This is a genomic window from Chitinophaga fulva (assembly GCF_012927205.1).
Lineage (GTDB): Bacteria > Bacteroidota > Bacteroidia > Chitinophagales > Chitinophagaceae > Chitinophaga > Chitinophaga fulva.
Genome location: NZ_JABBGC010000001.1, coordinates 2,143,151 through 2,170,149 on the forward strand (window position 1 = coordinate 2,143,151; position 26,999 = coordinate 2,170,149).

Sequence of the window (26,999 nt, forward strand, 5' to 3'; positions counted from 1 at the left end):
AAAGAATAATAGATGAAAGATATTTATAAATGGTGGGTTCTGCCCATAATGACCGTTTTTTTGGTATCCTGCAAAATCACACAAAAATATCAGCGGCCGGACATGCAGGTGAATGGCCTATACCGGGATCGTTTAGATACTGACACAAGCAGCATCGGTGTTATGCCCTGGGACACTTTTTTTACTGATTCCCTGTTACGGCAATTAATTATAAAAGGAATTGATCAAAACCTGGATCTCAAAAAAGGTATTGAGCGCATAAGAGCATCGAGGGCTGCTTTTATACAAAGCAAAGCAGCATTTTTACCTGATGTGGCTGGCAGCGCCGGTGTTTCCAGGTCACGTTTGTCTTACCCGAAAGGATTCGGCATCATTACCTCCACAACACAATATGACGTGGGGATAAATGCCAGCTGGGAGGCAGATATCTGGAATAAACTAGGTAGCGCAAAACGGACTGCCTTTGCTCAATTGCTGAAAGAGGAAGCTGCACGGAAAGTTGTGCAGACTCAAATTGTAGCTGACATTGCGGGGAATTATTATCTTCTGCTGGCATTGGACCAGCAATTGGACGTATTGGAAAAAACTGTGTTAAACCGAAAGGAAGATGCCCGTGCCATGAAAGTTCTGAGAGAATCGAATGTAGTGAATGGTGCCGCCGTGGTACAGAGTGAAGCTAACCAGTATGCGGCAGAAGTGGAGGTGCCAAAACTGAAGCGGCAGATCAGAGCGGCTGAGAATGCAATAAATGTATTGCTTGCAGATCCACCAGGTATAGTGAGAAGGAGTAGCCTGGCGGAACAACAGATAAATACTGCCTCTCTTCAGATCGGAGTACCGGCAATGCTCTTAAAAAACAGACCGGATGTGCAACAAGCTGAATATGCATTTCGGGCTGCTTTTGAAAATACTAATATCGCACGAACATATTTTTATCCTTCCTTCAATATTACCGGAGCAATAGGTTTTTCAAGTTATAGTTTTAAGGAGTGGTTCTCTGCTGCCGGTTTTTTTGCCAATATTGCCGCTGGCCTTGCTCAGCCTATTTTGAACAAGGGACAGAACAAAGCCCGCCTGGAAATTGCAAGAAGCCGGCAACAGGAATCATTATTGAATTATCAGCAGTCGTTAATTATTGCCGGGCAGGAAGTTTCCGATGCCTTATATGATTACCATACCGCTGCAGATCAACAGATAATCCGCTATAAGCAATTAAAAGCATTGGAAAAATCAGTGGATTTCACAAAAAAGTTGTTGCGATATAGTACGACTACCAATTACACTGATGTGCTAACATCAGAACAAAACTTGCTCTCGGCACAGCTGGATAATATAAATGACAGGCTTTCAGAATGGCGGGCATTGATTAATCTGTATCGGGCATTGGGGGGCGGTTGGCAATGATGCAATAATAGTGATTGTTGTATTGCCGTTGTGCTGGTTGTTTGCGAAAGCCACTTTTTAAGTGGCTTTCGATATTTGGCAAAGAATCAGATGGCCCTGTTTCTTTAAATGAATCCGCCATCTATAGAAGATCATGCAGTGATGCATATGACAACAATTCCCCGTCAAAAAGGTCCTCTGTTTTATGCTGTTTAAGCGCTGCTGCTGAATCTCTGATCTTTGTCAGGGCAAGACTAAATAATAAAGGACCAAGGCTAACCCTTGCTACCCCGGCTGCCTGTAATCGTTGCAGATCTCTGATCGGTTCAATGAGGAGCACATTAATCGGCAGAGGGGACTTTTCAGCAATTTCCTCCACTTCTTCATATGTTTTTACAAGAATCGGGTATATACAGTCTGCTCCCGCATCCGCATATGCTTCAGCTCTTATTAAAACCTCTTCAACCGGGTTTTTTATATCCGGATTAAAATAAACATCTGTTCTGGCATTGATAAACAGGCGAACCCCCAGGTCATCAGCAACCTTCCGGATAGTAGCTATTTTTTCACATTGCTTTTTGATATGCAACAGGTCATGATGATTAACATTACTGTCTTCAATATTGATTCCCACAATTCCGGTTTCAATGAGTGCAGCTATATTTTCCTCCAGTTTATTGATCGAACCGGAAAACCCACGTTCTATATCCACTGTGACTGGAAGATAATCAGCTGCAGCTGTAATGTTACGCACCACTTCCAAAAGCCGGGGAAATGGTATATGCTCTCCATCCGGATAGCCGTTTGAAATCGCTGTGGCTATACTGGCTGTTCCAATTGCAGGAAAGTTCAGCTTCGTTATTAGCTTTGTACTGACGTGATCCCAGACATTAGGTAATAGTAGTAATTTGTCAGAATGGTGCAAAGCCCTAAATTGGTCAGCTTTCTGCGTCTGATCAGGTTTCGTGTTTGACATATATTTATTGCAATTTTAAATCGGGAGTCAGTTGGTTCGAGTTCACCCAATAAAATTATTGATATAATGCAGCGTTTTTAGGAGCCAGATTTAATATTCATCGTAGTCCAGGCGGAAGTTATAGATCAAGTCGAAAAGTTGGGAGATGGAGTAACAACACATTGCCTGTCGACAGCAATGAGAAAGGAGTGTTTCCCTGGATATATGGCTATGGTACATACAGCATGCCTATAGTAACCCAGGGGTAAAGGTGGACTTGATGCGGGGGTGTTCTTTGGAGGTATAGCCTTAATGAAATATAACAGGCAGGATGGAGACGATGCAGGACATGCATGCAAAGGCAGACCACAGGTTAAGCCTGCGGGCAGTAGGTGGGAGTATGTAGTTCAAAGGGAGTTATGTTTGTTCATCAGTATACAGTTGCCAGGCAGGAAAACGGCTTATTCCCGTTGAATGACAGGGAGCAGGAGTTGCACTGATGCAGCGGCCGGTATTTTCTCTGACAGCAGTTTTAACCGGGGGCGTTCTGGACAGATCTGTTTGTGCAGGAGCTCCGGCAGGGGCGGCGGCGGCTCTGCTGCAATAATATCAGCGGCGAAGTATTTCGTGTTGCAGGAAGGAACATGGTCCTGTACACCTCTTACCTGTAGAACAACTATCAATGTTCCTTTACCCGGTACATCCACATTACATGCTGCTCCTTTAAAATCTTCCCCGGTTTTTACTATGAGCACAGCGCTTTCTGTACCTACTACCTGGTGTGTAGCGAAATGGATACGGGCGGCGATCACCTTTATTTCCAGGCCGTTGATGCCTTTGTATGCAGGTAATGCCTGTGGCGAAATGTACAGGATACCATCATGGGAAAGTTTGGGTGCATGGATGAGAAACCTGTCTGTTCCCGTATGCCGGTTGAACCTGAAGCCGGTAATGCTCCTGATGTTATTACCGGTGGCGGGAATGAGTGCGCTGGTCAGCCTGTTGATATGCCCGCTATCGCAACCAGCATCCAGCTCGCCCAAAAAAGCACTGCGGATGAGCGCTCCTTTTTTGCTGGCTATGCCAAATCGTTGAGCGGCCCTGCGGGTAGCTGCCGTCTGCCGGACGTATGAAGGCATGCTTCGCAGGAAGTGTTTGCCATTACGCCTGTAACCGATCAGGTTGCCGAGCCTGCCGGTGAAGGTGATGATAGAAATCTGTTTTGCCATAACGAATGATACTGATGATAGCTAAAGATAGCATTATCAGCAAAAGCTATTTGATGGCTGCACTGAAGATTATCCAATAGCAAGGCCCGGATGGAGGGGAAATATTCAGGCGGTGTGTATCAGGCATTAGATATTCGTTAAAGCCGGGAGAACCAGGTTTAGAAAATTTTGAAAATACACAACAAGAAAACAGGTACACCGTTTTTCGGTCCCAACTTTTCAACTTGATCCTTTTATTTTTGAGCTAATTACTAATAGCTATGCTGGGAAGGCTAGAATAGGATTAAATTAATAGATTAATATTAATATGCTAACTATTTATATGTATAAGTATTTGAAAAATTGTTGTGTTTAATAGTAAATCAATTTTCACTATTTTTACATCAAATGAGTAATAATGATACCCGAAGCAAACTTGAAAATATCATTAATGGAACTATCCTTGAGGGGGAAGCAGATAATTGCACAGCAATCAGAAATCTCTTATGCACAAGCTTTAAAACAAGTACAACGGTTAAAAGAGATTTCGAAAGTAAATCAATCATTAAAAAAGAGCAGGCCGAATTCTTAAAACGGTATGGCAGTAAAAATAATTTATGGGTAACTGATTTACCTGATGAGACTACCTTCTTAGCAAAAGGTGGTGAGGCCAGTATATATTTCAATGGTGCTAATAATAGTGTTATTAAGTTAAATGATGCTATTTATTACGCGACATGGCTCGAATTTTTTAATAGCCTTGTTATCCATAACCTGCTTTTTGCCGATACTGCTTATACTTTTCTCGGCTTTTGATTTTAGAAGATATTCATGATGAAAATGTGATTGTAAATTCCAATACACTATTTTTTATCGACACTGTATTTTATACTGCATTCCAGAATAAGTAGCTCCTAAATAATAATAAATTTCTCAGCGTATCAGCAATTAATTATACTGAGGGGAAAGTCTGTATAACGAACAAAATAAAGCCTTCAAATCTACAGACTTGAAGGCTTTTTAAATTTTTTGCGGACTGGACGGGACTCGAACCCGCGACCTCCGCCGTGACAGGGCGGCATTCTAACCGACTGAACTACCAATCCTCGCTGTGGTTCTGCTTTTCAGCCAAACCGTTGGCCCCGTTTGGGGTTGCAAATATAGAAATATTTATCTGAATCAGCCAAATAATTATACAATTTTATTTAAATAAATATTTAAACGCTTTCTGGTGGCTTGTTTGATCCTGATTTGTAATCCAATAATGCCAGCCGCGCATAGTGATCAGCCAGCCGGGTGGTTTCCGGCAGACGGTATTGGGTGGCCATTTTCAGGACGATATCGGTAGCGGTGTCCAGACTGATCTTATGACCCACGGAAACAAATACGGGGTTAATACCGTCCCGGGTACGCAGGGCATGGCCGATCAGTGCTTGGTCATCTTCCGCTATCAGCGGGGCTACGCTGCCGCGTGCTTCGTCCAGGTTTTGATACTGGCCACACAGGCGTGTTTTACCGCAACCTATCACCGGCTTGTTGAGCGTTACCCCGAAATGGCAAGCCAGGCCGAAGCGACGCTGATGTGCCAGTCCCTGGCCATCGCAGATGATGAGGTCGGGCTCCACCTCCAGCTGCCGATAGGCTTCCAGCAGTGGTGGCATCTCCCGGAAAGAAAAAAGCCCGGGGATATAAGGAAAGGTCACTTCCATACAGTGAGAGGCAACGGCCAATACAGACAGGGTGTTGTAATCCAGTACCACCACGCTGCCGGCAATAAGGTTGGTGGACTTGTCGTACTCTACATCAGTACCGGCAATAGTCCGGATAGGGTGGGGCAGCACATCAGTAGTGATGACCTGCGCCCTCAGCTGTTCCTGAAGGATAATGGCATCGGCGGGTGTGATCATGTACAGCTCAGTTTTAGCTGCAATATTAACTATTTGTATATTTGATTACCATATCGTGTCACCAGGACATATTTTTCTACCAGTATAAATGATCTCATTATGACACTCTGTTCTCATCTGAAAGCCATCACCGACATTAAAACTGCTAAGGACTACGTTTGTGAAGAATGCATCAAACATGATGGTACCTGGGTACATCTGCGTACCTGCCAAACTTGCGGCGCCACCCTCTGCTGCGATGACTCCCCCGCCAGGCATATGACACAGCATTTTCACCTGACAGATCATCCGGTCATCTCTTCGGCTGAACCGGGAGAACAATGGCTCTGGTGTTATAAAGACGGAGTTTTTGCTGAATACTGAAGAAAATTTTATTAATATTGACGGATACAAATTCCACCGGATGAACAATGATGATCCACGATACGATAGCCGCGGCGTAACCTTGTGTTAATAATAGCATGTTAATTTTGTCTCCGTCATGGACAATACAACCAATCTGATTTCACCAAAACTGTTGCAACGCCTCTGTCACGGGGAGGAGGAAGCATTGCGCTCCCTGCTCGATCTGCTCGGGCCGAAAGTGCTCGCGTACTGTAAAAAGAAGGTGGGCAATGAGGAAGATGCGGAAGAACTGTTGCTGGACATCTTTCTGAAACTGTGGCATTTCCGGGATAAAATAGACCAGACGGCCGATGTGCAGGTATTGCTCTTCACCATTGCACGTAATCATATTCTGAATTTCATCCGTAACAAAGCCACACGCCAACTAGCCACCATAGAGCCTGCGGAAGCTTTGCCGCAACAGGAAGACCATATCCGCCAACGGATAGATTATAACGAGCTGTTCAATCAATACCAACAGGTATTGGAAAAACTGGGTGAAAAACAGCGTGCCGTTTTCCGTATGAGCCGTGAAGAAGGCCTCTCTCACCGCGAAATCGCGGATAAACTGGGCATCTCCATACGCACGGTGGAAGCCCATATCCACAGTAGCCTGAAAACAATCCGCACAGAACTAAAAGATGCCTATATATTAATCGTGTTACTGTTAATCCAATAAATTTATTTCACTCCACTAAGTAGTCCCTTCTTTTTTCGTGTATATAAGGGAAAGAGCCAGTTAAATATGACGAAGTACGATGCCTCGGACATGCAGGAACTGATCCGGAAAATACAGGAACATACCGCTACTGCGGAAGAACTGCGGCGTTTCCTGCACATGACGGAACAACCGGCATTAGACGACCTGCTGCCTTATGCGGAATGGCAGCAAAGTCAGGAGGAGGCATTGCCATCCGGACTGAAAGAGAAAGTGATGCAGGCAATACCTGTCAACAGGCTACGCCCGCTGAAACACTATCTCCGTAAGTCATTGCCCTATGCTGCTGCCATAGCCCTGTTGCTGGCATTGCACCAGCTGCTGCCCCGCATAGGGCACCGCCAGCCTGCACTGCTGACAGCTACTACGAAGGATGGCGAAATAAAACGTATAACCCTGCCCGATAGTACGACCGTGGTGCTCAACGCCCGTTCTGCTATCCGGTATGCGTCATCGCCGGATGCCATCCGGGAAGTGTTCCTGGAAGGTGAAGCGTATTTCGATGTACGGCAAAACGAAATCAAGCCTTTTGTGGTACGCTCCGGCGCACTCAGTACCCGCGTGCTGGGCACGTCCTTCAATATCCGGGCATATCCCGGCGAAACGCAACAGCTGGGCGTGGTGTCAGGTAAAATACAGGTGTCATCCCCGGAAGGCAAATCACTGATCATGGTAAAAGGCGACCAGGTAACCTATGATGCTACTGCCACCTTTGTCAGTATCGCCACTGATCCGCAACAGATGAGCAATTGGCAGAAAGGCATCATCGATATGAACAACCTGACGCTGCAACAGGTGGCTGCTATTCTGGAAAGATGGTATAGCGTTAAAATTATCCTGTTGTCGCCCGGCATCGGCCAGCATGTACTGTCCGGCACACAAACCAATACTTCGTTAACGGCTACACTGGAATCCATCTGTTTTGTATACAACCTCCAATACCAACAAGAGGGACAAGTCATAAAAATCCGTGAAAAATAATAACCGGACCATACTGTCACTCCTATACGACGCTTACAAAATTTAAGGTATGAAACTATCTTTATCCACTATCCGTGGCCTTACGGGAAAGGTCATGCTAAACTTCCTGTGCCTGCTGCTGGCGGTAGCACCTGCAACAACGCTGAGGGCGCAGGCTCCCGGGCCGGACAACCAAACGGTCAATATTGCTGTGAAACAAGCTACGGTGGTGGAAGTGTTCCGCATCGTGGAAAAACAGACTTCCTTCCGCTTTCTTTTTGATAAATCCCTGGAAGCTTTTGCTGCCAGGGTTTCCCTTCAACACAAGAACATTCCTGTAGCACGACTGCTGGAGGAAGTGGACAAACAGACGGGCCTTCAGTTCAAAACATCGGGTACAACTATTTCTGTGGCTGTAAAAAATAGACCTTCTCAGGTGCATCCGGGCGTGGACGCCCCAAAACGGGAAATCACAGGTATTGTACTGGATTCTTCCGGGCAGGCTATGGTGGGAGTGACCGTCGCTGTAAAAGACGGCCGCATCGGTACCGGTACGGATGTCAACGGCAGGTATATCCTCTCTGTGCCTGATGATGCCACACTCGTGTTCAGCCTCATCGGCTACCGCAAACAGGAAATGCCAGTGGCGGGAAAAGATAAAATCAACGTCATCCTGCAAACGGCATCTTCTTCGCTGGAAGAAGTTGTGGTGGTGGGTTATGGTGAACAGAAAAAAATCAGCCTGGTAGGCGCACAGGCTACTATCTCCCCCAAAGACCTGAAACAACCGGTGTCTAACCTCACTAACTCGCTCGGTGGCCGTATCGCCGGTATGGTGTCGGTACAACGCAGCAGTGAACTGGGGTACAACGATGCCAATATCTATATCCGCGGTATCTCCACCTTTACCAAAGGGCTCAGTGCTCCGCTCACACTGGTGGATGGCGTACCCAGGAATATCGCCAATGTGGACCCTGAGGACATAGAAAGTTTTTCTGTGCTGAAAGACGCTTCTGCCACGGCTGTTTATGGTGTTCGTGGGGCCAACGGCGTTATACTGATCACTACTAAATCAGGTAAAGCGGGTAAGCCATCTTACAATATCCGTTATACCGAAGGCTTCACCCAATTTGCCAAACTGCCGGCTTTTGCTGATGGCCCTACTTACATGCAGATCTCCAATGAAGCCCTGAAAACACGCGGCAGCGCTCCCATCTACACGGATGAAGCTATCCAGAAAACACGCGATGGCAGCGATCCTTACCTGTATCCCAATGTGGACTGGTTCAAAGAGCTGTTCCGCGATCACGGTAAAGTGAGAAACGCCAATGCCAATATCAGCGGCGGTTCTGAAAAAGCGGTGTATTACATCGGTCTCGGTTATTATGATGAACTGGGCCTTTACAATGTGGATGGCCTTTCTAAATACAACTCTTCCATCTATTCCAAACGTTATAATGTAACGTCCAACATTACACTCACCCCATCCAAAACAACAACGGTCAAGCTGGGCATCCAGGGTTATCTGAATAACGTTAACCTGCCGGCTACCAGTGTCGGTGATATTTTCTCCGATGCTTTCTACCTGACTTCTGTGCAGATACCCACCCGCTACCCTGATGGCAAAGTCGCCGATCTGCGCGGCGGCGGACTGAAAAATCCCTGGGCATCGCTTACGCAAAGCGGTTATGCGAACCAATGGAGAAGCCAGCTGTACTCTAACCTGCGCCTGACGCAGGAACTGCCCTTTATCACAAAAGGCTTGTCTGTTACCGGTATGTTTTCGTTTGATGCCTATAACTATACCAGCAACCGCTATACGAAAACACCGGATACCTGGTATGCTACCGGCCGTGATGGAGATGGCAAATTGCAATATGAACAGACTGCCATCGGTACGGAATTTCTCGCTTATGATAAATCCAACCAGGGTGAACGCTCTTTCTACAATGAACTGGCAGTAAACTACAACCGTGGCTTTGGTAAACACGATGTGTCCGGCATGCTGCTCTATAATAATAGCGATAAGGCCAACACATATGCAACTAACCTTGAAACGTCATTGCCATACCGCTTTCAGGGACTTGCGGGAAGATTTACCTATGGTTTTAATAACAAATATTTCGCGGAACTGAACTTCGGTTATAACGGTGCGGAAAACTTCTATCCAGACAGACGCTATGGCTTCTTCCCATCTGCCGGACTCGGATGGGTGATATCGGAAGAACAATTTTTTAAACCTGTTAAAGATTACGTACAGCTGTTTAAAGTACGCTTCTCGCATGGCCTCGTAGGCAACAGTAATATCGATGGCAGAAGATTCGCCTACCTGGCTACTGTGGCGGGTACCGGCGACTATTATTTTGGTAAAAATATTGACCAGAAATTTACGGGTAAGGAAATTGGAGAATATGCCGTGGACGTGCAATGGGAGACTTCTAAAAAGACGAACCTCGGTTTTGATATACAAGTGCTTGACGAAAGCCTCACTCTACAGGTGGACCTCTTCAAGGAATACCGCAGCGGTATCTTCCTGCGCCGTAAATCTCTGCCTGGTTACATCGGCATGATCAACGCTCCTTTTGGTAACGTTGGTATTATCGATAACAAAGGCATCGATGCATCGGTGACTTATAACCGCCGCTTCGGTGATCTCTCTGTACAATTGCTGGGCAATTTCACCTACAACAAAAACGAAGTCATTGAAAACGACGACCCCGCCTGGAAATATCCATGGCTGGAAAGAAAAGGCCACAAGGTAGACCAGCGTTTCGGTTACGTCGCCCTCGGTCTTTTTGAGAGTGATGAGGAAGTACGCAATTCGCCGCGCCAGCCTGGTGATGTCCGGGCAGGTGACATCAGATACAAAGATATCAACGGCGATGGCGTCATAGATACCTACGATCAGGTGCCTATCGGTTATGGTGATGTTCCTGAAATCATCTACGGATTTGGGTTCACACTGGGGTATAAATCTGTCAGCCTCTCTGCATTGTTCCAGGGCGCTGCTCATGTGGACGTGCTCCTCAGCGGTGAAGGCACTATGCCTTTCCAGCAAGGCCTTGCACGAGGTAACCTCTTCAGCAATATCACCGATCGCTGGACAGAAGAGAATCCCCGTCAGGATGCATTTTATCCCCGTCTGATGGCCGGCTCGCTGAACGATAACTACGCCGCCAGCTCCTGGTGGGTGAAACGCAGTGACTATCTCCGTCTGAAGACACTGCAGTTGAGTTACAGCCTGCCACAACGCCTCATGAAACGTATCGGCCTTAAATCGTCCAACATTTTCCTGCAGGGTGTTAACCTTCTCACCTTCTCCCCGTTCAAACTTTGGGATGTGGAAGTGGGCAATGGCAGAGGTGCTGCCTATTCCAGTACCAAATCCTATACTGTCGGCGTAGCCGTGAATTTCTGATGATTTGCTAACAACAATAATCTTCTTCGGATGAAAATAAAAAGACTCGCTTACCTCGCATTGGTAAGTACTTCGTTCCTGACAACGTCCTGTAATAAGGACTTCCTTAACCAGGTGCCCGATGACCGGATCACCATTGAACAGGTATTTTCGCGCAGACTCTATTCAGAAGAATACCTGGCGAATATTTATATCACCCTGCCCAACGAAGCATACCGTAACACTTCTCCCTGGGAAGGCTGCTCTGATGATGCGGACATCACCTATGACCGTCCGGGTTCCGGTTATGACACCTATCCCATCAATCTGGGCAACTGGAGCGCTGCTTCCGGTTACATGGATACCTGGTCCAAATACTACCGCGGCATTCGCTCAGCGTCTTATTTTATACAGCATATCGATGAGAACAAAGAGATAAAGGAGTTGCCCAACGGCCAAGAACTGATTGATAAATACAAGGCAGAAGCCCGCTTCCTGCGTGCATTCTTTTACTATGGCCTGCTGCGTCAGTATGGCCCGGTGATCCTGCTTGGTGATACGCCCATTGCCGGTGACCTGGAACCTTCCGATGCGGAAATGCAGAAACCACGTAACAGCTACGATGAATGTGTGAACTACATCGTGTCTGAACTGGACCTCGCCGCCATGAAATTGCCCAAACACTTCACGGAACAAGCCGATGCCGACTATGGCCGCGCTACCGCCGCCACCTGTAAAGCCATCAAAAGCCGCGTGCTGTTGCTGGCCGCCAGCCCGCAATTCAACGGGAATACCGACTACGCCAATTTCTCTAACCTCGATGGCAAACAGCTGATCAGCTCCGCCTTCGATAAAGAAAAATGGAAACGTGCTGCCGACGCGGCAAGAGATGTGATCACCGGTTTTAACTTCTCCCTGTACCGCAAAAACGACGCTGCCGGAAAATACGATCCATACCTTTCCTGCCGCGACGTGCTCCTCGATCCATGGAATAGTGAAGTGATCTTCGCCCGTACCACCAACAACCTGAAGGACTGGGAAAGGTCTACCAGTCCGCGGTTGGCGAACGGTTATGCTGCTGTGGCAGTGACCCAGCAACTGGTTGATGAATTTGAAATGCAGAACGGAAAAGGTATCCGCGAAGCCGGTTCGGGTTATGTGGAAACGGGCTTTTCTACCGCTGCTACCAAATACACCACCACCGGTACTTACAATATGTATGTCAACCGTGAACCGCGTTTCTACGTGAACGTTAGTTACAACGGTAGCCTGTGGATCAACACCAGCGAAGGCAACAAGGTGATAGAAACGTTCTTTACCGGTAACACTGGTAAGAAAGGTTCATGGGATTTTCCCCGCACCGGTTATATCGCACGTAAAAACATCCATCCCAACAGCAACCCAAGAATTTCCCAATACATCGCCAGGCCATTTGTACTGGTCCGTTATGCGGAAGTGCTGCTCAACTACGTAGAAGCGTTAAATGAATATGCTCCTGGTGATCCGGATATTACAAAATACCTCAATGAAATCCGTAGCCGTGCCGGCCTTCCGGAAGTGACGCCAGGACTCGGTCAGAGCGAAATGCGGACGAAGATCCGTCATGAGAGAAGGGTGGAACTGGCGCTGGAAAGCCTGCGTTATTTTGATACCCGCCGCTGGAAAATCGCGGAACAGACAGATGGTGGCAACTTCTACGGCATGAACGTAGACGCCGGTACGAAACTGACGGACCTCGTGTTTTATCAGCGCACTGTTTTTGAAAGAAGGGTATTCCTCAAAAGCTATTATCTGTTCCCCATTCCGCAATCGGAAATGGACCGTGATCGCAACCTGGTACAGAATCCAGGCTGGTAAACACTTTTTATTGATCTTAAAACGACTGACATCATGAAAATGAAAATAGGAACGGCCTGCGGAATGGCTTTGTTTATGCTCGCCAGCTGCAACCGTGACAGGGATTTGCTCAGTAATATTCCGGACAGCATCGCGGTGGTGTATATGCCGCAGGCGGTGAATAGTCCGGCTACGTATAGCTTTAACCGTACTGCCGCCACCGATTCAATTATCTATGGCGCCTGTTATGGCGGCCCGCATTCACCGGCATCGGATATCCGGATACAATTCAGGGCTGATGCATCACTGGTAGATAAATTCAATGCGAACAATTATACTAATTATCCCGTACTGCCCGAGGGGAGCTATGAGCTGGAGCAATCCGGCTCAGTTATCCCCGCAGGCAAATACAATACGCCACCGTTGAAGCTGCGTGTACGTTTCGATAAACTGGATGGTGTGGGAAACTACCTGCTGCCTGTCAGCATTACCACCGATGCCAAAGTAAATGAGCGGTTACGCACCACGTATTTTCTTATCAATGCTAAATATACCAGCAATCCGTTTCTGCTGTTCGATCGCGCTGCCTGGAAAATAACAGGCTTCTCCTCTGAAGAGCCTACCGGTGAAGGTGCTACCAACGGTCATGCTGTTCACGCACTGGATGGTGATGAGAATACCTTTTGGTCTACCCAGTGGAAGGCCGCTAAACCTGGTCCGCCGCATATCATCACCATCGATATGCAGACAGCCCAAAAGCTCCATGGACTTGCTTTCACCGGCCGTACAGACAAAACTACCGGTGAAGTAAAAGCTACCGGCAATCCTAAAAACATCGTCGTGGAAACCAGCCTGGATGGTAACGTGTGGGACTATACGGAAGCTTTCACGCTGGATAATAATAAGCTCAATACCATTTTCCTGGCCTATGCCCGGCAGGCAAGGTTCTTCCGGCTGACGATCAACACCAGCCAGGGGGATACCTATCTGACGAACATCGCTGAACTGAATGCTTTTTAACCTGTATATATGTCCAGATATTTTATCATAGGCCTGTTGTTGATGCTGTGTGCCTGTAGTAAATCAGACAACAAGAAAGATGACCCGCCGGCGCCGGTGAAAGAGAAAGTCCGCTTGAAAGTGATGACTTATAACATCTACGGCGCCCGCGCCAGTACCGGTGCGCCAGCCGATCTGTCCGAGCTCGCCAAAGTGATCAACGAGCAGCAGCCGGACCTGGTCGCTTTACAAGAGGTGGACGTATTCACCAATCGTACTGGTACTGCCGTGCATCAGGCGAAAGAGCTGGCTGCCCTTACCGGCATGGAGTGGTTCTTTACGAAAGCCATTGATGTCAGTGGCGGACAATACGGCGATGCGGTGCTGTCACGGCTGCCCATCAAAGAAAGCAAACGATACGCACTCCCGGTAGATCCCAATGTCAGCGGAGAATTCCGGTCTGTCGCCATGATCAAAGTCAATAAGGAAGGCAAGGACTTTTATTTTGCCTCCACGCACCTCGATCATCTGTCACAGGAAGAGAACCGTTTGGTACAGGCAGCTGAACTGAAAAAAATAGTGGCCGGCCTGGACCTGCCGCTGATCATGGCCGGCGATCTCAATGCAGTGCCCACTTCGCAGACCATGAACATTGTCCGGGGTTTTATGAACCTGGGCTGCACGCAGCAATGCCCGCTGACGTTCCCCTCCAATAAGCCGGACCGTACAATCGATTACATCATGACAACGCCGAATGCTGGTTTCTCAGTAAGTACCTATCAGCCGTTGACAGGATATATGGCTGATAAAAACGTATATGCGTCAGATCACTGCGCAGTAATCGCTACCATCAGTATAAACTAACGAAAGACGATAAAGGATGAATGCTACAACGGCTGTTCCCAAAAGGGGAGCAGCCGTTGTGTTTTACAGATATCAGGATATGAAGTGATGTTTTAAGGTGTCTATGATGGATCTGACGGATAGTTATTCCTGAAGTAGGTAATAGTTGTTGCCAGTTCACTTGCTTCATCGTTTATGGTGTGGGACATGTTAATGCGGCAGACGGCAGTTTGTTGATTGGTAAGTGCAATGATCAGATAGAACTCAAGACGTCTTCTCTCGTAGGGCCGTTTCCGTTCTACAATAAAGGTATTCGTGATGTTGTTCCATGGATATGTTCCGATATCCAGCGTGATGCCCTGTTTGTTTATTGTGACAATTGGTTTGTTTTTTCTGTCAGATGCCCTGGCCAAACGGACAATACCCCATACAATAAAGAGTAAGACGGCTATGGCGGGTATTGCATATAACAGCTTCGGTTGTAACCCGATCATGCTCATAAAAGCGATGAACACCAAAGCAAGTATTGGAGAAAGATAATCAGAACGTTTGTACACTAAAAAGGGGCGTCCGTCCGGTTTGATCATAAAAGTATGTAAAGACTTATCTGCCGTAGGCTTTATACGGAGACAGCAGCCATAGTGAGACAGCCGCCGGATGGCTTCATCTCTGCATACCTGTTGATATCCGGGTACATTTTTATATTTTTCTGCGTCTACGATAGGCATGGCTACAATAAATTTCAATCGGTTTTACCGGCGAGATTGCTGAAATGCGCTATGGCTGTGGCTAATCTGGGAACGCCATTTAAGGAGTAGTCCTCTATTTTAATGTATTTATACCGTTGTTCCGGTGTCACCAGTACAAGATGTGTCCAGCGGGATTTGCCCTTAATTCGTTCTACAATAAAAGTATTGGACAAGTCTCTCCATGGATAAAGTGCCCCTTTGGTGGTGATGCCTTTGGGGTCAACGGTGATGTCTGTCGTTAGCCGGGAGGACGTCCATTTGAACTTAAAAATGATCAGTAAACCCAGTATAATAGTCGATGCTACTACAAAGGGAATATAGATTACTTTCATTTTGCCGCTCATCAGGACTCCGGCCACCACGGAGCCATAGCAAAGAAATATCACCCGCCATCCCTGGTAGGTGCGGAAAGTATACCCTTCTGGCTTGATCTTTATCATGTTGGTATGCAGGGAGCGTTCTGAGGTACTTCGGATGACAACATTCATTTCCTGGGTGGAAGGCTTCTGGGATTCAAGCTCGTATACCAGCTGATAACCCGGTGTACTACTATATTTGTCGGCATCTATAACAGGCATGGGAATACGAATATGCTTTATGCTAAAAAACACTAAATTAGCAAATATTCACTATTATCCGGCTATGAGATATCTTATCTGTGCTGCATTTGCATGCCTGATGTTTGCCTGTCATCCGGTTGCCAGTATAACCGGATGAAAGCGTTTTATCCGCAGTAGTAAAACAGAAACCGCACATCCCGTGTCCGGTTTCCGTTTTAATTTTATACCTATATTCGATGACTGTTTGTTTTTTGTTTAACCCGCCTGTTGGCCCAAAAACATGCCTTCCCTTCACGGAAGACGGGCCAAAAAAGCCGGCACGGAAGTGGCAGAGATAGATTCGGAAGAAATAATATCTGTTATCCTCCACCATGCGTATAAATATGAAAGAATCACTCAAAAAATATCTGGAATACATCGATTCCGACGAAGACTTTTCCTTTAAAGTAAGAATGGAAGCGGAATGGGATGATCATGCCTATCAGGAATTCATCCGGCTGATGACCGCCGTCATCAATGATTATAAAGACAGCGGCCTGATACCGATACCCGTGATGCTGTTCTTTACATCCGGCCTGGACCAGCTGATCGGCATTGTGACGAATCCGCTATTCTTCAAAACTGCCTCCAGAGAATACGAGGACCTCGTCCGAGGCCGCGTGGCAGAACTGGAGACATTGCAAAAAAAATTCCTCTGTGGCGAACTTTTTATGCAATCATAATCTCTCCGCGAATGCATAATGTAGGCCGGGGCGTCAGCCCCGTTACATCTTAGCCCAGGGCTTCAGCCCTGGGAAACCTGGGGAATCCGCGATTTGGATTAGTGTTTCCTCCGTAAATCGCACAGCATATCGGAATGGATATTCAACCCAATATTGGTCATGTTATACAGGTGCTCGCTGGCAATCAGCCATACCACTTCACAGATCTGTGTTTCGTTGTAGAACATCGCCATGCGGGAGAAGGTGTCCGGATGTACTTTTTTATGCTGTGTCAGCTCTGTCACATAATCCAGCAACGCTTTCTCTGCGGGCGTAAATAAGGCACTGGTTTCGTATTCAGGGAGTGCATCAAACTTGGCGTTGTCCATGGAGGTGCGGATAACCTCCCACCGTGCGATGTCCATGCAGAAAAGGCAGATGTTCAGCCGGGCTACCTGTTGCCGCACCAGCAGAATGGTTTCATTGCTTAAAGTCAGCTTTTTGTCCAGTTTATTCACTTTGCCATAGAACATACCGAAAGCTACCGGGAGCCGTACAGAATGTACTTTCAGCGGAGCCAGCACTTTACCGAACTGCTTACGGGTGAAATAATAAGCCAGTTTCATCATCAGGCTTTTAGGTTGCTCAACGGGTGCGAGAAAAGTGTCCATAATCATGCTTTTTATCAGGGTGATATAATGTTTTTCGAATGTTATACCCTTATATCAACTGAACTTCCCGGAATAGGACACCTGGCGAAAATTTTTTTTAGTAACTTTCCTTTTTTAAAAACACCGATTGATTGTCAGTATATAAAATATATTTGGTAACCCCCATTGGTATGTCTGATGGAATTTAACCTTACCCTGAATGAACAATAATATCACCGTAGAACCATTTCAGATTGAAACCACCCGCACGGCGTTAGCGGTAGTCACGCACCTCACGGCCACAACAGGCGTATCCCACCGCGATAACATCACCTATGGCGAACAGACGCTCATGGCCAACTATGTCTATAACAGCCGTTCCTATAAAACGGTGTATACCCTGATGGATGCTGATGGCACTGTCATTAACAGCTACGAGGAGGAAGATGGTGTACTGCCAACGCTGTTTACCAGCCCGTCGGGGGAGGCATTCGTGTCTGTTGTGCCCTATCATCCGGATAAGGAGCTGGAAATCAGCATACCTGTTTTTAACCGGGAGCAAACAGAAAAACCGAAGGGCAACCGTCCTTTTACCGGCAATTTCATGAACGTGGTAAAAGACACTGCCGTTTTCTATGACAAAGACCAGTGGTCTTCTGAAAAACCGGACAAGATGCTCACCATCGTCTTTAAAGACGGGATCATCAAAAAGAAAAACAATATCAAAATACCGCCGCCCGCACATAATAAGATATACGTCGCAGACAATGAGATTCATCTGCTGCGAGAGGTAAATGAGCAGTGGATACACCGGCAAATCAATGAAAAAGGAGAGGAGGTGAAACGCCGGGAACTGGATATGGGAAGACACTACGCCCGGGATATCATCACCTGCTCCTTTGAAGAAACCTCCTGCCTGCTGGCAGATGAGGAAAACGGCCTGTTGGCCCTCCTGCTGGTAGATACCGCCGGAACGGTGACCCGTAAAGAACTGTTTGATCTGGGGGACCCGATTTTTAATACCTGGTGTGCGGTCTGTATCGGTCCGGGTACCTTCGCTATTCGTTTTAATACAGAATTTGGGAACGGCTGGATGGTGGTCCGCAACCATCAGCTGGTCGAACTGTTCTATAGTAAAGGTGTGCAGGGATACAAAAACCTGCTGACCGGTGAAGTGATCAGCATCCCAACGGAAGACAAACTGATACTCTCCGGACTGAATAAAACCCGGGAAAATGCGCTGGCTGCCATTATCTACCTTAAATCAGACAAATCCAAAGAACAAAAAACATTGTTTATTATCAACAGAACAATAACGACAGATGGAAACGGATGAACAAAGACAGGCCTTTGAAGATTATTCGTTCGAGGTAACCAGACGGCTCTTCGATCAACACGGCGGAAAACTGGACCAGCTCCCGGAAAAAGAACAGGAAGTGGTACGGATATGGCGACTGGAAGCAGACATGTATAACGGTGGATTCCTGCAGTACTTCTGCAACTGGGGCTACGAGAACTTTGAGAAAACCCAGGCGATATTGACCAAACTGGGCGCAGTCAAAAGCCTGGCGATCATCACAGAATATGAAAAAACAATCGCTGTGCTGAAAGAGGAAGAGAGAATCAAAGAACTGTGGGATATCCCCAGGTACCTCGACGAGTACCTTAACGAGGAACAACAGCAACGGCTCAACGAACTGGATGAGCTGTACTGGGAAAACCCCGATGATATTCAATTATTGTGTTATAACTATTATTTGAAACAAGATGCGTAACAAATCAATGTTTTTAATCCTGCTCCTGGCGCTGGGGGCAACCTGCGTAAGGGCACAGGCTAAAGTCAACGACTATCTGAATATACCAGGACCGCTGCAGCTCAACAATGCCGCCTATCGACTGGCATGGTCTGCACACCCCAACAATAACTATTACAAGCAGGAATACCTGGTACCCGGAGAAACCCTGGAGAAATTTAATTCCCTGGTTACCATTGACTTCCTAAAGGGTGATTTCCAGCCCGGCGACCTGGTAAGCCAAAAGGTAGAGGAACTGAAAAAACTACAGGCATCGAATCCATTGGTAAATTATAATGTGTATGAAAAAGACCAGCAGTACATTTTAGATTTCCTGGTGAGCCAAAGTTCAGCCGATGGCAAACAGCTACTGATCGTGGAAAGAAATGTATATCGGTATCAACGCAACGCCAACCCTGAACAGCCGGGTGTTCTACTGCTGTGCGCGAGCCAGCGTGCCTATGGCAATGGTATTGAATCGTTCCTCAAAAAGCTGAAAACGGATAAGATGAAGCTGGTCAATGAGGTGGCAGCATATAAGATGCCGGCGGTCAGTGCCAAACAGTAATACATTTCCCCTTCATTCTTAAAGGCGTGTTAAAATTTTCTTGTACGCCCCGTAACATCCCTTTGCGGCATAATAACCGGGTAGGTTATACGTTTTTCACCTAAATTTGGATCTGAAAAACTTATAGCCAACAAATAATCCGGATGCTCATAAAGCCGCCGGGCCCATAGGAGTATGAAGAAGAACATAATTACGGCTGCCGCTTTGCTGCTGGCTTCCTGCGCTTTCGGTCAAACTAAACCGCTCATCGGTATTGTTTTCAAAGGAATTGACAGTACCGGCCATCAGGCCGCTATTCGGAATACCGTGGAAGATGCCTTCCTGCGTGCCAAACGCTTTGATTTTGTGGAGCGTGGTGAAATGAATGAGATAAAATCCCAGCCAACGGAAAGTGCACAGCTGGAAGCTATGAAAGAGCTGAAAGCCCAATATCTGCTGGTCGGCAATGTAGTGAGTGTGATGGAAGACCAGAAACAAGCCAAACTGCCGGTATTCGGTAATTCCGTAACCCAGCAAACGGAAGTCATCTTTAATGTGAAAGTACTGGACGTTAATTCCGGTGAACTGGTAGCTGCCGGCAATTTTTCCAATACAGGCAAAGGGAAGAACGGCTTCCACGATGCACTGGCCGGTACCCGCGGCCGCCTCGATAAATTCGTAAAGGAGAACTTCAGACTGATGGCCACCATCGCTTCTGTAGAGGAAAAAAACGCCTACGGCGATGCCGTGAAAGTGCTGCTGTCTGCCGGTAAAGCGGTAGATCTCCGTGAAGGTGACGAATTTAAAGTCTATGAATCCGTGGAAGTAAACGTGGACGGCAAAAAAATCACCCGTAAGAAAACCGTGGGAAAGATTATCGTTTCCAGGATAGAGGATGAACACTTCAGCGTTTGCGCCGTGGTGGAAGGCGCTGGGGAAATTACGAAGCTGGTCGGCAGCGGCGCTACCCTTCGCTGTGAACTGACTGCCGAAGCACCGAAGAAATTATTTTTCCAGAAATAAAGTGATACTAAAAAGCGGCTGCCTCAAGCAGCCGCTTTTTTATTTTAACTCCTCCAGCGCAATCGCCGCCACATCTTCTGTTACTTTCGTAGGCGAATTACAGTCGCAATTACTTAATCCCACCACGTAGATATCTTCTCCCGGGATATAAACTGCCATTGACTTGTACCCGAAGATATGGCCTCCATGCACTCTGGCGGGTACGCCTTTAATGTCTTTGAGTTGCCAGCCATAACCATACGTATGTGCCTCTCCGTTATTTAAGGTATAATGTGTAAATGCTTTCTGCATTGCTGTGGTGTTCAGCAACAGATGCTGGTTGAGCGCATTTTGCCACTTCAGCAGGTCTGTTGCGGTAGACATCAATGCGCCGGCAGAGTAAGCGATATCATAACTGATCCTGGTTTTATTCACATATACGGAGTCCCTTTTGTGATAGCCATAGGCCCTGTTTTTGATGATCTGCCTGTCAGTGGCATAGTAGGTGTTATGCATACCTATTTTATCGAGGATGTTTTTCTGGATGAAATCTTCGTAATCTTCTCCGGAAACCTTCGCTATAACATATCCCAACAGGAAGTAACCCGAATTGTTATACGAATATTTTTCGCCAGGAGCACCGTCAACAGGTTCATTTTTGAAGAAATCGATCACCATCTCCGGGGTCATTTCCTTTTGTCCGATGGTGAAAAGGTTTTTCATACGGGTAAAATCCTGGATGCCGGAAGTGTGGGTCAACAGGTGATGCAGTGTTATCTTATCGCCTGAAGGGTAGTCAGGCAGATACTTTGACAACGGGTCATTAACGCTTAATTTCCCTTGCTGCTCCAGCATCAGTATGGCTACGGCGGTAAACTGCTTGGTCATGGAGCCTATCTGGAACACATTGTCTATTTTGACTGGTACGTCCAGTTCGAGATTGGCTTTGCCCCAGGCTTTCTGATAAACGGGCTTGCCTTTCCGGGCAATCATAAATACGCCTCCGGGGCCGTTGGGGTCTTTAAAAAGTGTGGAAATCAGGCTGTCGACCCGCGTTTCCAGCCGTTGGGCGGAAATAATCCGGGTGGGGCAACAGACGGTAAGCAACAGTAACAGTAATAAGGGATAGCATTGTTTGAAAGGCATCATGGTTGAAAAATAGATTTTGATGTCTTCAAAAGTACGGGGGAGAGGGCCCTTGGGGATGTCATCTGTTGTCAATACAGGCATATTTGGTGTAAAACCCTGGTTATTTGTGATGGAGGGAGGAGAAAACATGAATGCCCCGGCTGTTCGCAGCCAGGGCATTCGTAGCGGGAGAAATTTACCAGGGCCTGTCGGCCTGAAAAAATAAACAGGACCTTTCCAATTGAGAAGAGCTATGGGCCAGAAAATAAGACTGCACCAGTCCTTTTTCACCGGTAAGGGGAAAACCCATACCAAATGCAGAAATCTTACTGTCATTTTCGTTGTCGTTAAAAGCCCATTGATCTGTTGTACCGGCCAGCGTAAAATGAATATTGGCGGACCGTAGTTCATTTTTGTCATCAAAATCGGCGGAGGGCACATAATCGGGATATATCCACGTATTAGGGTTCACATTTTTAGCAAGATATGCCCTGTACTCTTTGCCAGTGGCGGCGTCTTGCCGATAGAGGAAAATATCAAAAGCGGCATCGCTCCCGGTGTAACGGAGATAAAATCCCAGTTTGTTAGTAGCAGGGTCTGTTGCCGGCGGGTTGATAGCCAGCTCTTTCCCGTCAATATAAATGAAGTTAAAATTGGCTTTGGTTCCGGTGGCAGGTAAAGGTTTACTGAAAACAACCGCTTTAGTTTCCATGTCTGTGAGTGTTAGTACAGCTTGTGGCCGGTTTACCGGGTACGTATATACGGTATTAAAGCTAACCAGTGATGACGGATTGACAATATACTTGCCGCCAGCAACGGATGGACCAAAAGAAGTGGTGTCAATGGACACCTGCAGGGCATTATTGTTCCCATTGTAGCCGTTAATGATTATCTGCATGGCTTTTTCTGCCTGTAGGTCTTCTTTGTTGCAGGCGGTGAATAGTATACAAAGCAGGACGGCGATGATGCTGATATGTTTTTGTAGAGACTTCATGATTCAGTTGTTTTATAACTCCAGATTTTTGTTAAACCTTATACTATTCCCTGTTTCACTTTCACTAAAAATATGGATGGTGGAAGACGGAGTGGATGCAGAGGGGGTAGGGGCGCTGGATGAAGTGGCATGCCAGGTGTATGGTGTTCCCTGCGTGTAAAACTCATTGGTGCCGGCTTTGTAGATGTAAGCCTTAAACAGCACGGCCGTATTCTGTCCGTTATACTGCTGACCGGTGGTGGAAAACGTGGATAAAGTCACGGTTTCACTGAACTCGTTAGGTTTTACATTTTTAATGCGGATGATTTCTTCAAACACTTTTGGGGTGAAATAATATTTCCCCAATACGATATCTACTGGTTGGTCATAATGGGTCAGGGTAGGATTGAAGAGGTAGGATATTTTGATTTTACCATCTTCTTTGGCCTGTTTTTGTGGCATGTTCATTACTTGCCCGTTCATGTAAAAAAAGCTGATAGTGGTGGGGCCGTCACCTTTTTTTAATTCTTTTTCCAGGATAACTTTTCCTGTTTCCTGCCCGGAAATGGTCAGTTTCACGGTATGCTGATTACCCGGAAAAGTGTAGGCTTCGCTTTGGTCAAAACTGCCTGAGGTCAGGATGTTTTTGAATTTAAAAGTGTCCACTTTTACAAGCAATGGTTCGGCGTCTCCGTTATATCCCTTAACGGTAACTGGCAGCATATCGCCTTTGTAAAAGAAATCGTCTTTTTTATTGCAGGCCACTGCTGTCAACAAAAAAATCAACGTAAATATTTTATGGTGTTTCATGTTTCTTTTTTTAGGATGATCAGGCATTGTTTAGAAAGAATAGGAAACAGACAAACTGAAAGACGTGCCTACCTTACGGATGAAGGTATCCTTGTCTCCGACGCGGGTCTTTGTTTTTCCGTCTGCTGATGTTTCATAATGTCCTTCTTCGTATCGCTGTGAGAAGCCTTCTTTCCACTCGTAGATGTCGCTCCATTCTGTTACCGGGATTTCTGACAGGGATAGGCCGTTCCATCTGTCCTGGTATTTGTAGGTATCATTGCTGTTGATGAAGAAGCGGTAAGGGCTGTTGAGGATATTGCTTACGTTCAGTCTTACATTGAGTTTTTTATCTTTTAAGAAGGCATAGCTCAACTGTGCATCCAGCTGGTCGCGCGGGCGTTCGTATTCAACAATGTTGGGTGTCATGCCTGCGGTGAAGGTTTTATAACCCATATGGTTAAACGCAACGTTTGCTCCGAAGCGGTTGCCGGTGTATTGGAGGCCAATATTGTAGGTTACTGGCACCTGTCCGTACAAGGGTCTTTTTTCTTTCTGTAACATTTTAGTGCGGTACTCATAGTTTTTGCCGTACTTATCATCCGTCATGCTTCTGCCCTGGAAGGTACTGGCCTGTACCTCTGAACTTTGAAGGGTAAGGTTGCCGCTCAGGAAGATGTTGTTCAACCATTTCCAGCCGGGGTTGATGAACCCGAGGCGTTTGCGCATATCAAACTCCCAACCGTTGACCTTTGCCCACTCGGAGTTTTGGGTAACTACATATACTCTCATGCTGGCATCCGGTTGCATGCGATACAGTTCCACAGGCTTATCAAAGTATTTATAAAAATATCCTGCGGAGATGACCTCACCCGGCTGCGGATACCATTCCAAACGGAAATCGTAGTGATCTATCAGGGTGGACAATACGCCTTCATTACGGCGATATGCACCGATAGCAGGATCGTAGCGCAGCATACGGGAGTTTTCAATCAGGGCAGGTCTTACTACCGATTGAGCATAGGCCGCTCTTATGTTAAAATCCTTCAGTGGTGTGGCGGTAAGGCTGGCGGATGGCAGGTAACGCCACTTTTTTTCTTCGGTGGTAGGATCAGCGAATGGGGATACTATTTTACCAGTTTCAGGATCAACATATTTGAGTTTTTCTCCCTGGTCCATCATCGCGCTGATGGCGAGGTCGTTTGTGCCGTTTTTCAGTCTTTCGTATTGATAGTATTCTGCCCTGATGCCCCATACCAGGCGAAGCCAGCTGGTAATGCGGTTGTCCAGCATACCATAAATAGCCTGATTGGTATTTTTACCTTCGTAGCTGTTCCGGGAAAATGCTGCCGGGTAATACAGGAGGTCTTTCAGCGGATTATTGAATTCAAGGTATTTGCTCCATTCCTGTACTGGCACAAACGGATAGACGTTACCGATAGTTTCTACTGTGCCAATCGGTAATACCATCCAGTCATACATGCCCTGGCGTTCCATATACTGGTAACCGCCTTTTGCAGTTTGTTTTTGTCCCAGTACATTAAAATGATAGCTGAGTGCAGCTTCTGCTATTTTATTGGTTTCTTCATACCGGTACTGGGCCCTGTTGAAAGTGCCGTTACCCGGATTGGTAACGCCGCTGGGTAATACATTGTAGGTGGTATTGTTGAGTGTACGGGTGGGGCCCAGCCAGGCCTCTACCGCATCCTTTTCCAGGTTGGTCAGTTTGTTGCGGGAGAGGTTCCAGTCGAATTGAAAAGCACCCAATGTATGCTCGCCATTGATGCGGTTTTGCAGCAGGTCAATAAATTTGGGACGGTCATATTCCCGGATAGCGGGATCAGCTCCAAAGCCGATATCATTGCCCCAGCCTACAATACGGGAAAACTGATTATTGAATACCCGGGAGTAAAAATTACGGGCGGTGATTTTGTGGTTTTTGGAACTCCAGCCCATATTGAGCAATGCACCCCAGGTAGTATTGAAATTATATTGTTTGGAGGAAGTGGCATCTATTTCTTCTCCGGTCTCCGCGTTATAGGCTGTGCCACCTAATTTCTCCCAGTCTCCCCGTTCAAAATGGGAGATGTCATCAATAGATTGTTCATTGCGGTAACTCACAGAACCTACGAAGCCAACGCGATGGTCTTTAAGCTGATAGCTGCGTCCAAGGCTGAACTGGTAGTTTTGTCCGGGTGCGGCCCTGTAGTTCCTTGTTCCCATTCTTTCCAGTCCGCCTATTCTTTTGTTCTGCGCTGCAATCATCGCCGGTGTGATCGGGGTGATACCTGCCGGTGGAACAGCGTTAGGATTTTTGGGGTTGTAGTTTTGATTGCTGAAGGTCAGCAGATCATCAGGAAAATGGTCCCTGCTGCCGTCGTCAAAACCCAGGTAGTCCTTGCTGCCACGGCCATAGCCGAGGAATTCCTTACCGGTGCTGCCCACCGTATATTTTCCGCCTATACCAATGGTGGTAAAGTTCTGATGAGGGATAGCGAAGGTATTTACCTGTATGAGACCGCCACCAAAGCCAAAACTCATGTCTGGCGTGGAGGTCTTGGATACGATCACATTGTCGATCAGGTTGCTGGGGATGATGTCAAATTCGAAATCACGCACTTGTACGTCCGTACTGGGTAAAATGGCGCCGTCCATCATGGCTACATTGTACCGTTCTGCAATACCGCGTACGACTACACGACGGTTGTCGTTGGTGCTGATGCCGGAAATCCGCTTTAACGTTTCGCCTACATTTTTGTCGGGCAACGCTGCAATCTGTTCTCTGCTGATGCCGTTGGAGATACCGGCTTCATTCTTTTGGCGGGCATAGAGCGCATTGATACTTTCTTTTTTTGCGGAAGAGGTGATCACCACACCTGCCAGTGTTTTTTTCTCTCTTTTTAGGGTGATGCTTAAGTCAAAAGTCTGCTCGTCTTTTACTTCGATGTCGGTTACCAGCTTGGAGATATAGCCGATGGAAGATACTTCTGCCTGATAGGTTCCTTTGGGCAGCGAGATGATGAATGAACCATCTTTTGCGCTGGTGGCTCCTTTGTTGCCGATGCGAATGGTCACATCGGGTAATGGGTCTCCGTTTCCTTCGTCAATGACTTTGCCCGTCACACGTCCGGGTACTTTCTTAGCGGGATCGGAGGCTGCTTTGTAAGCAGGATCGGGAACGAGGAAAATCAGTTTTCCTTTGATGGTATAGGTGATCGGGCTTTTGTCGAAGATGCTCGCCAATACACTTGTTAACGCGGCATCAGATAAGGAGAGGGTAACATTTTTACCATAGGCCGACAAGGAGTTTTCAGAATAGGAAAAACTAAAGCCTGTTTGTTGTTCAATCCGGGTGCAGGCTTCCCGCAATGGCGTGTTCCTGAATTGCACAGATATTTTTTTGCCGGCATCTTGTGCTGGTAGCGTAAGGTTCAATACCAGCAAGCATCCCAGGAAAATGGTGCGGAACGCTTTTCGGGGCCGCATTCTCAAATGCCCCGTTCGATTTTTTTTCATA

The 26,999-nt window shown here is 46.8% G+C and carries 23 protein-coding genes, 1 tRNA gene and 1 pseudogene; 14 read left to right on the forward strand and 11 right to left on the reverse strand.

The genetic code is table 11. From position 1 onward, the window contains the following. Positions 1 to 12 precede the first annotated feature (12 nt). A complete protein-coding gene (locus HHL17_RS08910) occupies positions 13 to 1,404 on the forward strand; it encodes a TolC family protein (RefSeq protein WP_169224385.1) in 1,392 nt (463 codons plus the stop codon). A gap of 121 nt (positions 1,405 to 1,525) precedes the next feature. On the opposite strand, the gene HHL17_RS08915 is transcribed toward HHL17_RS08910, so the two are convergent. Together HHL17_RS08915 and HHL17_RS08920 are read right to left on the reverse strand one after the other, a co-directional pair. Continuing rightward, positions 1,526 to 2,359 carry an isocitrate lyase/PEP mutase family protein gene (locus tag HHL17_RS08915; RefSeq protein ID WP_169224386.1) on the reverse strand — a complete coding sequence of 278 codons (834 nt, stop codon included), beginning with the start codon at positions 2,357 to 2,359 and terminating at the stop codon, positions 1,526 to 1,528. Between the two features lie 440 nt (positions 2,360 to 2,799). Next, positions 2,800 to 3,567, reverse strand: coding sequence for a hypothetical protein (locus HHL17_RS08920; protein WP_169224387.1), 768 nt, complete (start codon positions 3,565 to 3,567; stop codon positions 2,800 to 2,802). Positions 3,568 to 3,954: 387 nt separating this feature from the next. Here HHL17_RS08920 and HHL17_RS08925 point away from each other — a divergent pair. Then, positions 3,955 to 4,457: pseudogene (locus HHL17_RS08925) on the forward strand (putative polyvalent protein kinase domain-containing protein). Between the two features lie 121 nt (positions 4,458 to 4,578). Here the strand turns inward: HHL17_RS08925 and HHL17_RS08935 are convergent. Both HHL17_RS08935 and nfi read right to left on the reverse strand, forming a co-directional pair. Beyond that, a tRNA-Asp gene (locus HHL17_RS08935) sits at positions 4,579 to 4,652 on the reverse strand. 111 nt (positions 4,653 to 4,763) lie between these two features. Further along, positions 4,764 to 5,453, reverse strand: a complete 690-nt coding sequence (gene nfi / locus HHL17_RS08940; RefSeq protein ID WP_169224390.1) for a deoxyribonuclease V — start codon at positions 5,451 to 5,453, stop codon at positions 4,764 to 4,766. Positions 5,454 to 5,552: 99 nt separating this feature from the next. On the opposite strand from nfi, the gene HHL17_RS08945 reads away from it, so the two are divergent. From HHL17_RS08945 to HHL17_RS08975, 7 genes are all read left to right on the forward strand, one after another. Next, entirely contained in the window at positions 5,553 to 5,816 is a 264-nt protein-coding gene (locus HHL17_RS08945) for a UBP-type zinc finger domain-containing protein (protein WP_169224391.1), read from the forward strand. A 118-nt stretch (positions 5,817 to 5,934) separates the two neighbouring features. Beyond that, complete coding sequence (locus tag HHL17_RS08950; protein ID WP_169224392.1) at positions 5,935 to 6,516, forward strand: RNA polymerase sigma-70 factor; 582 nt, start codon at positions 5,935 to 5,937, stop codon at positions 6,514 to 6,516. A gap of 66 nt (positions 6,517 to 6,582) precedes the next feature. After that, the gene (locus tag HHL17_RS08955; protein ID WP_169224393.1) at positions 6,583 to 7,536 is read left to right on the forward strand and encodes a FecR family protein; all 954 of its coding nucleotides are present in this window, start codon (positions 6,583 to 6,585) and stop codon (positions 7,534 to 7,536) included. 49 nt (positions 7,537 to 7,585) lie between these two features. Beyond that, complete coding sequence (locus HHL17_RS08960; protein WP_169224394.1) at positions 7,586 to 10,933, forward strand: SusC/RagA family TonB-linked outer membrane protein; 3,348 nt, start codon at positions 7,586 to 7,588, stop codon at positions 10,931 to 10,933. Between the two features lie 30 nt (positions 10,934 to 10,963). Beyond that, complete coding sequence (locus HHL17_RS08965; RefSeq protein ID WP_169224395.1) at positions 10,964 to 12,769, forward strand: RagB/SusD family nutrient uptake outer membrane protein; 1,806 nt, start codon at positions 10,964 to 10,966, stop codon at positions 12,767 to 12,769. A 33-nt stretch (positions 12,770 to 12,802) separates the two neighbouring features. Next, complete coding sequence (locus HHL17_RS08970; RefSeq protein ID WP_169224396.1) at positions 12,803 to 13,768, forward strand: BT_3987 domain-containing protein; 966 nt, start codon at positions 12,803 to 12,805, stop codon at positions 13,766 to 13,768. 9 nt (positions 13,769 to 13,777) lie between these two features. Further along, positions 13,778 to 14,611: an endonuclease/exonuclease/phosphatase family protein gene (locus tag HHL17_RS08975; RefSeq protein ID WP_169224397.1), complete on the forward strand. Its 834-nt coding sequence runs from the start codon at positions 13,778 to 13,780 to the stop codon at positions 14,609 to 14,611. Positions 14,612 to 14,712: 101 nt separating this feature from the next. Here HHL17_RS08975 and HHL17_RS08980 read toward each other — a convergent pair whose 3' ends face one another. Then, positions 14,713 to 15,336 (reverse strand): hypothetical protein, encoded by a 624-nt coding sequence (locus HHL17_RS08980; RefSeq protein ID WP_206155945.1) that lies wholly within the window; start codon positions 15,334 to 15,336, stop codon positions 14,713 to 14,715. Then, entirely contained in the window at positions 15,333 to 15,917 is a 585-nt protein-coding gene (locus HHL17_RS08985; RefSeq protein ID WP_169224399.1) for a hypothetical protein, read from the reverse strand. The genes HHL17_RS08980 and HHL17_RS08985 overlap by 4 nt, the downstream gene beginning before the upstream one ends. A 365-nt stretch (positions 15,918 to 16,282) precedes the next feature. Between HHL17_RS08985 and HHL17_RS08990 the strand changes: the two genes are divergently transcribed. Further along, positions 16,283 to 16,621 (forward strand): hypothetical protein, encoded by a 339-nt coding sequence (locus tag HHL17_RS08990; protein WP_169224400.1) that lies wholly within the window; start codon positions 16,283 to 16,285, stop codon positions 16,619 to 16,621. 98 nt (positions 16,622 to 16,719) lie between these two features. Here HHL17_RS08990 and HHL17_RS08995 read toward each other — a convergent pair whose 3' ends face one another. After that, the gene (locus tag HHL17_RS08995) at positions 16,720 to 17,271 is read right to left on the reverse strand and encodes a carboxymuconolactone decarboxylase family protein (protein WP_169224401.1); all 552 of its coding nucleotides are present in this window, start codon (positions 17,269 to 17,271) and stop codon (positions 16,720 to 16,722) included. Positions 17,272 to 17,470: 199 nt separating this feature from the next. Here HHL17_RS08995 and HHL17_RS09000 point away from each other — a divergent pair, with 199 nt between their 5' ends. From HHL17_RS09000 to HHL17_RS09015, 4 genes are all read left to right on the forward strand, one after another. After that, positions 17,471 to 18,586 (forward strand): hypothetical protein, encoded by a 1,116-nt coding sequence (locus tag HHL17_RS09000; protein WP_169224402.1) that lies wholly within the window; start codon positions 17,471 to 17,473, stop codon positions 18,584 to 18,586. Then, on the forward strand, positions 18,573 to 19,025 hold the full coding sequence (locus HHL17_RS09005; RefSeq protein WP_169224403.1) for a DMP19 family protein: 453 nt from the start codon (positions 18,573 to 18,575) through the stop codon (positions 19,023 to 19,025). The genes HHL17_RS09000 and HHL17_RS09005 overlap by 14 nt, the downstream gene beginning before the upstream one ends. Then, on the forward strand, positions 19,018 to 19,611 hold the full coding sequence (locus HHL17_RS09010) for a hypothetical protein (RefSeq protein ID WP_169224404.1): 594 nt from the start codon (positions 19,018 to 19,020) through the stop codon (positions 19,609 to 19,611). Before HHL17_RS09005 ends, HHL17_RS09010 begins: the two co-directional genes overlap by 8 nt. Positions 19,612 to 19,785: 174 nt before the next feature. Next, on the forward strand, positions 19,786 to 20,613 hold the full coding sequence (locus HHL17_RS09015) for a hypothetical protein (protein ID WP_169224405.1): 828 nt from the start codon (positions 19,786 to 19,788) through the stop codon (positions 20,611 to 20,613). Positions 20,614 to 20,652: 39 nt separating this feature from the next. Here HHL17_RS09015 and HHL17_RS09020 read toward each other — a convergent pair whose 3' ends face one another. The 4 genes from HHL17_RS09020 to HHL17_RS09035 all read right to left on the reverse strand — a co-directional run bounded on the left by HHL17_RS09020 (position 20,653) and on the right by HHL17_RS09035 (position 26,998). Beyond that, the gene (locus tag HHL17_RS09020; protein ID WP_206155946.1) at positions 20,653 to 21,822 is read right to left on the reverse strand and encodes a serine hydrolase domain-containing protein; all 1,170 of its coding nucleotides are present in this window, start codon (positions 21,820 to 21,822) and stop codon (positions 20,653 to 20,655) included. A 94-nt stretch (positions 21,823 to 21,916) separates the two neighbouring features. After that, a complete protein-coding gene (locus HHL17_RS09025) occupies positions 21,917 to 22,714 on the reverse strand; it encodes a hypothetical protein (protein WP_169224406.1) in 798 nt (265 codons plus the stop codon). A 12-nt stretch (positions 22,715 to 22,726) separates the two neighbouring features. Beyond that, entirely contained in the window at positions 22,727 to 23,503 is a 777-nt protein-coding gene (locus HHL17_RS09030; protein ID WP_169224407.1) for a hypothetical protein, read from the reverse strand. Between the two features lie 30 nt (positions 23,504 to 23,533). Next, positions 23,534 to 26,998 carry a carboxypeptidase regulatory-like domain-containing protein gene (locus HHL17_RS09035; RefSeq protein ID WP_206155947.1) on the reverse strand — a complete coding sequence of 1,155 codons (3,465 nt, stop codon included), beginning with the start codon at positions 26,996 to 26,998 and terminating at the stop codon, positions 23,534 to 23,536. Position 26,999 lies beyond the last annotated feature (1 nt).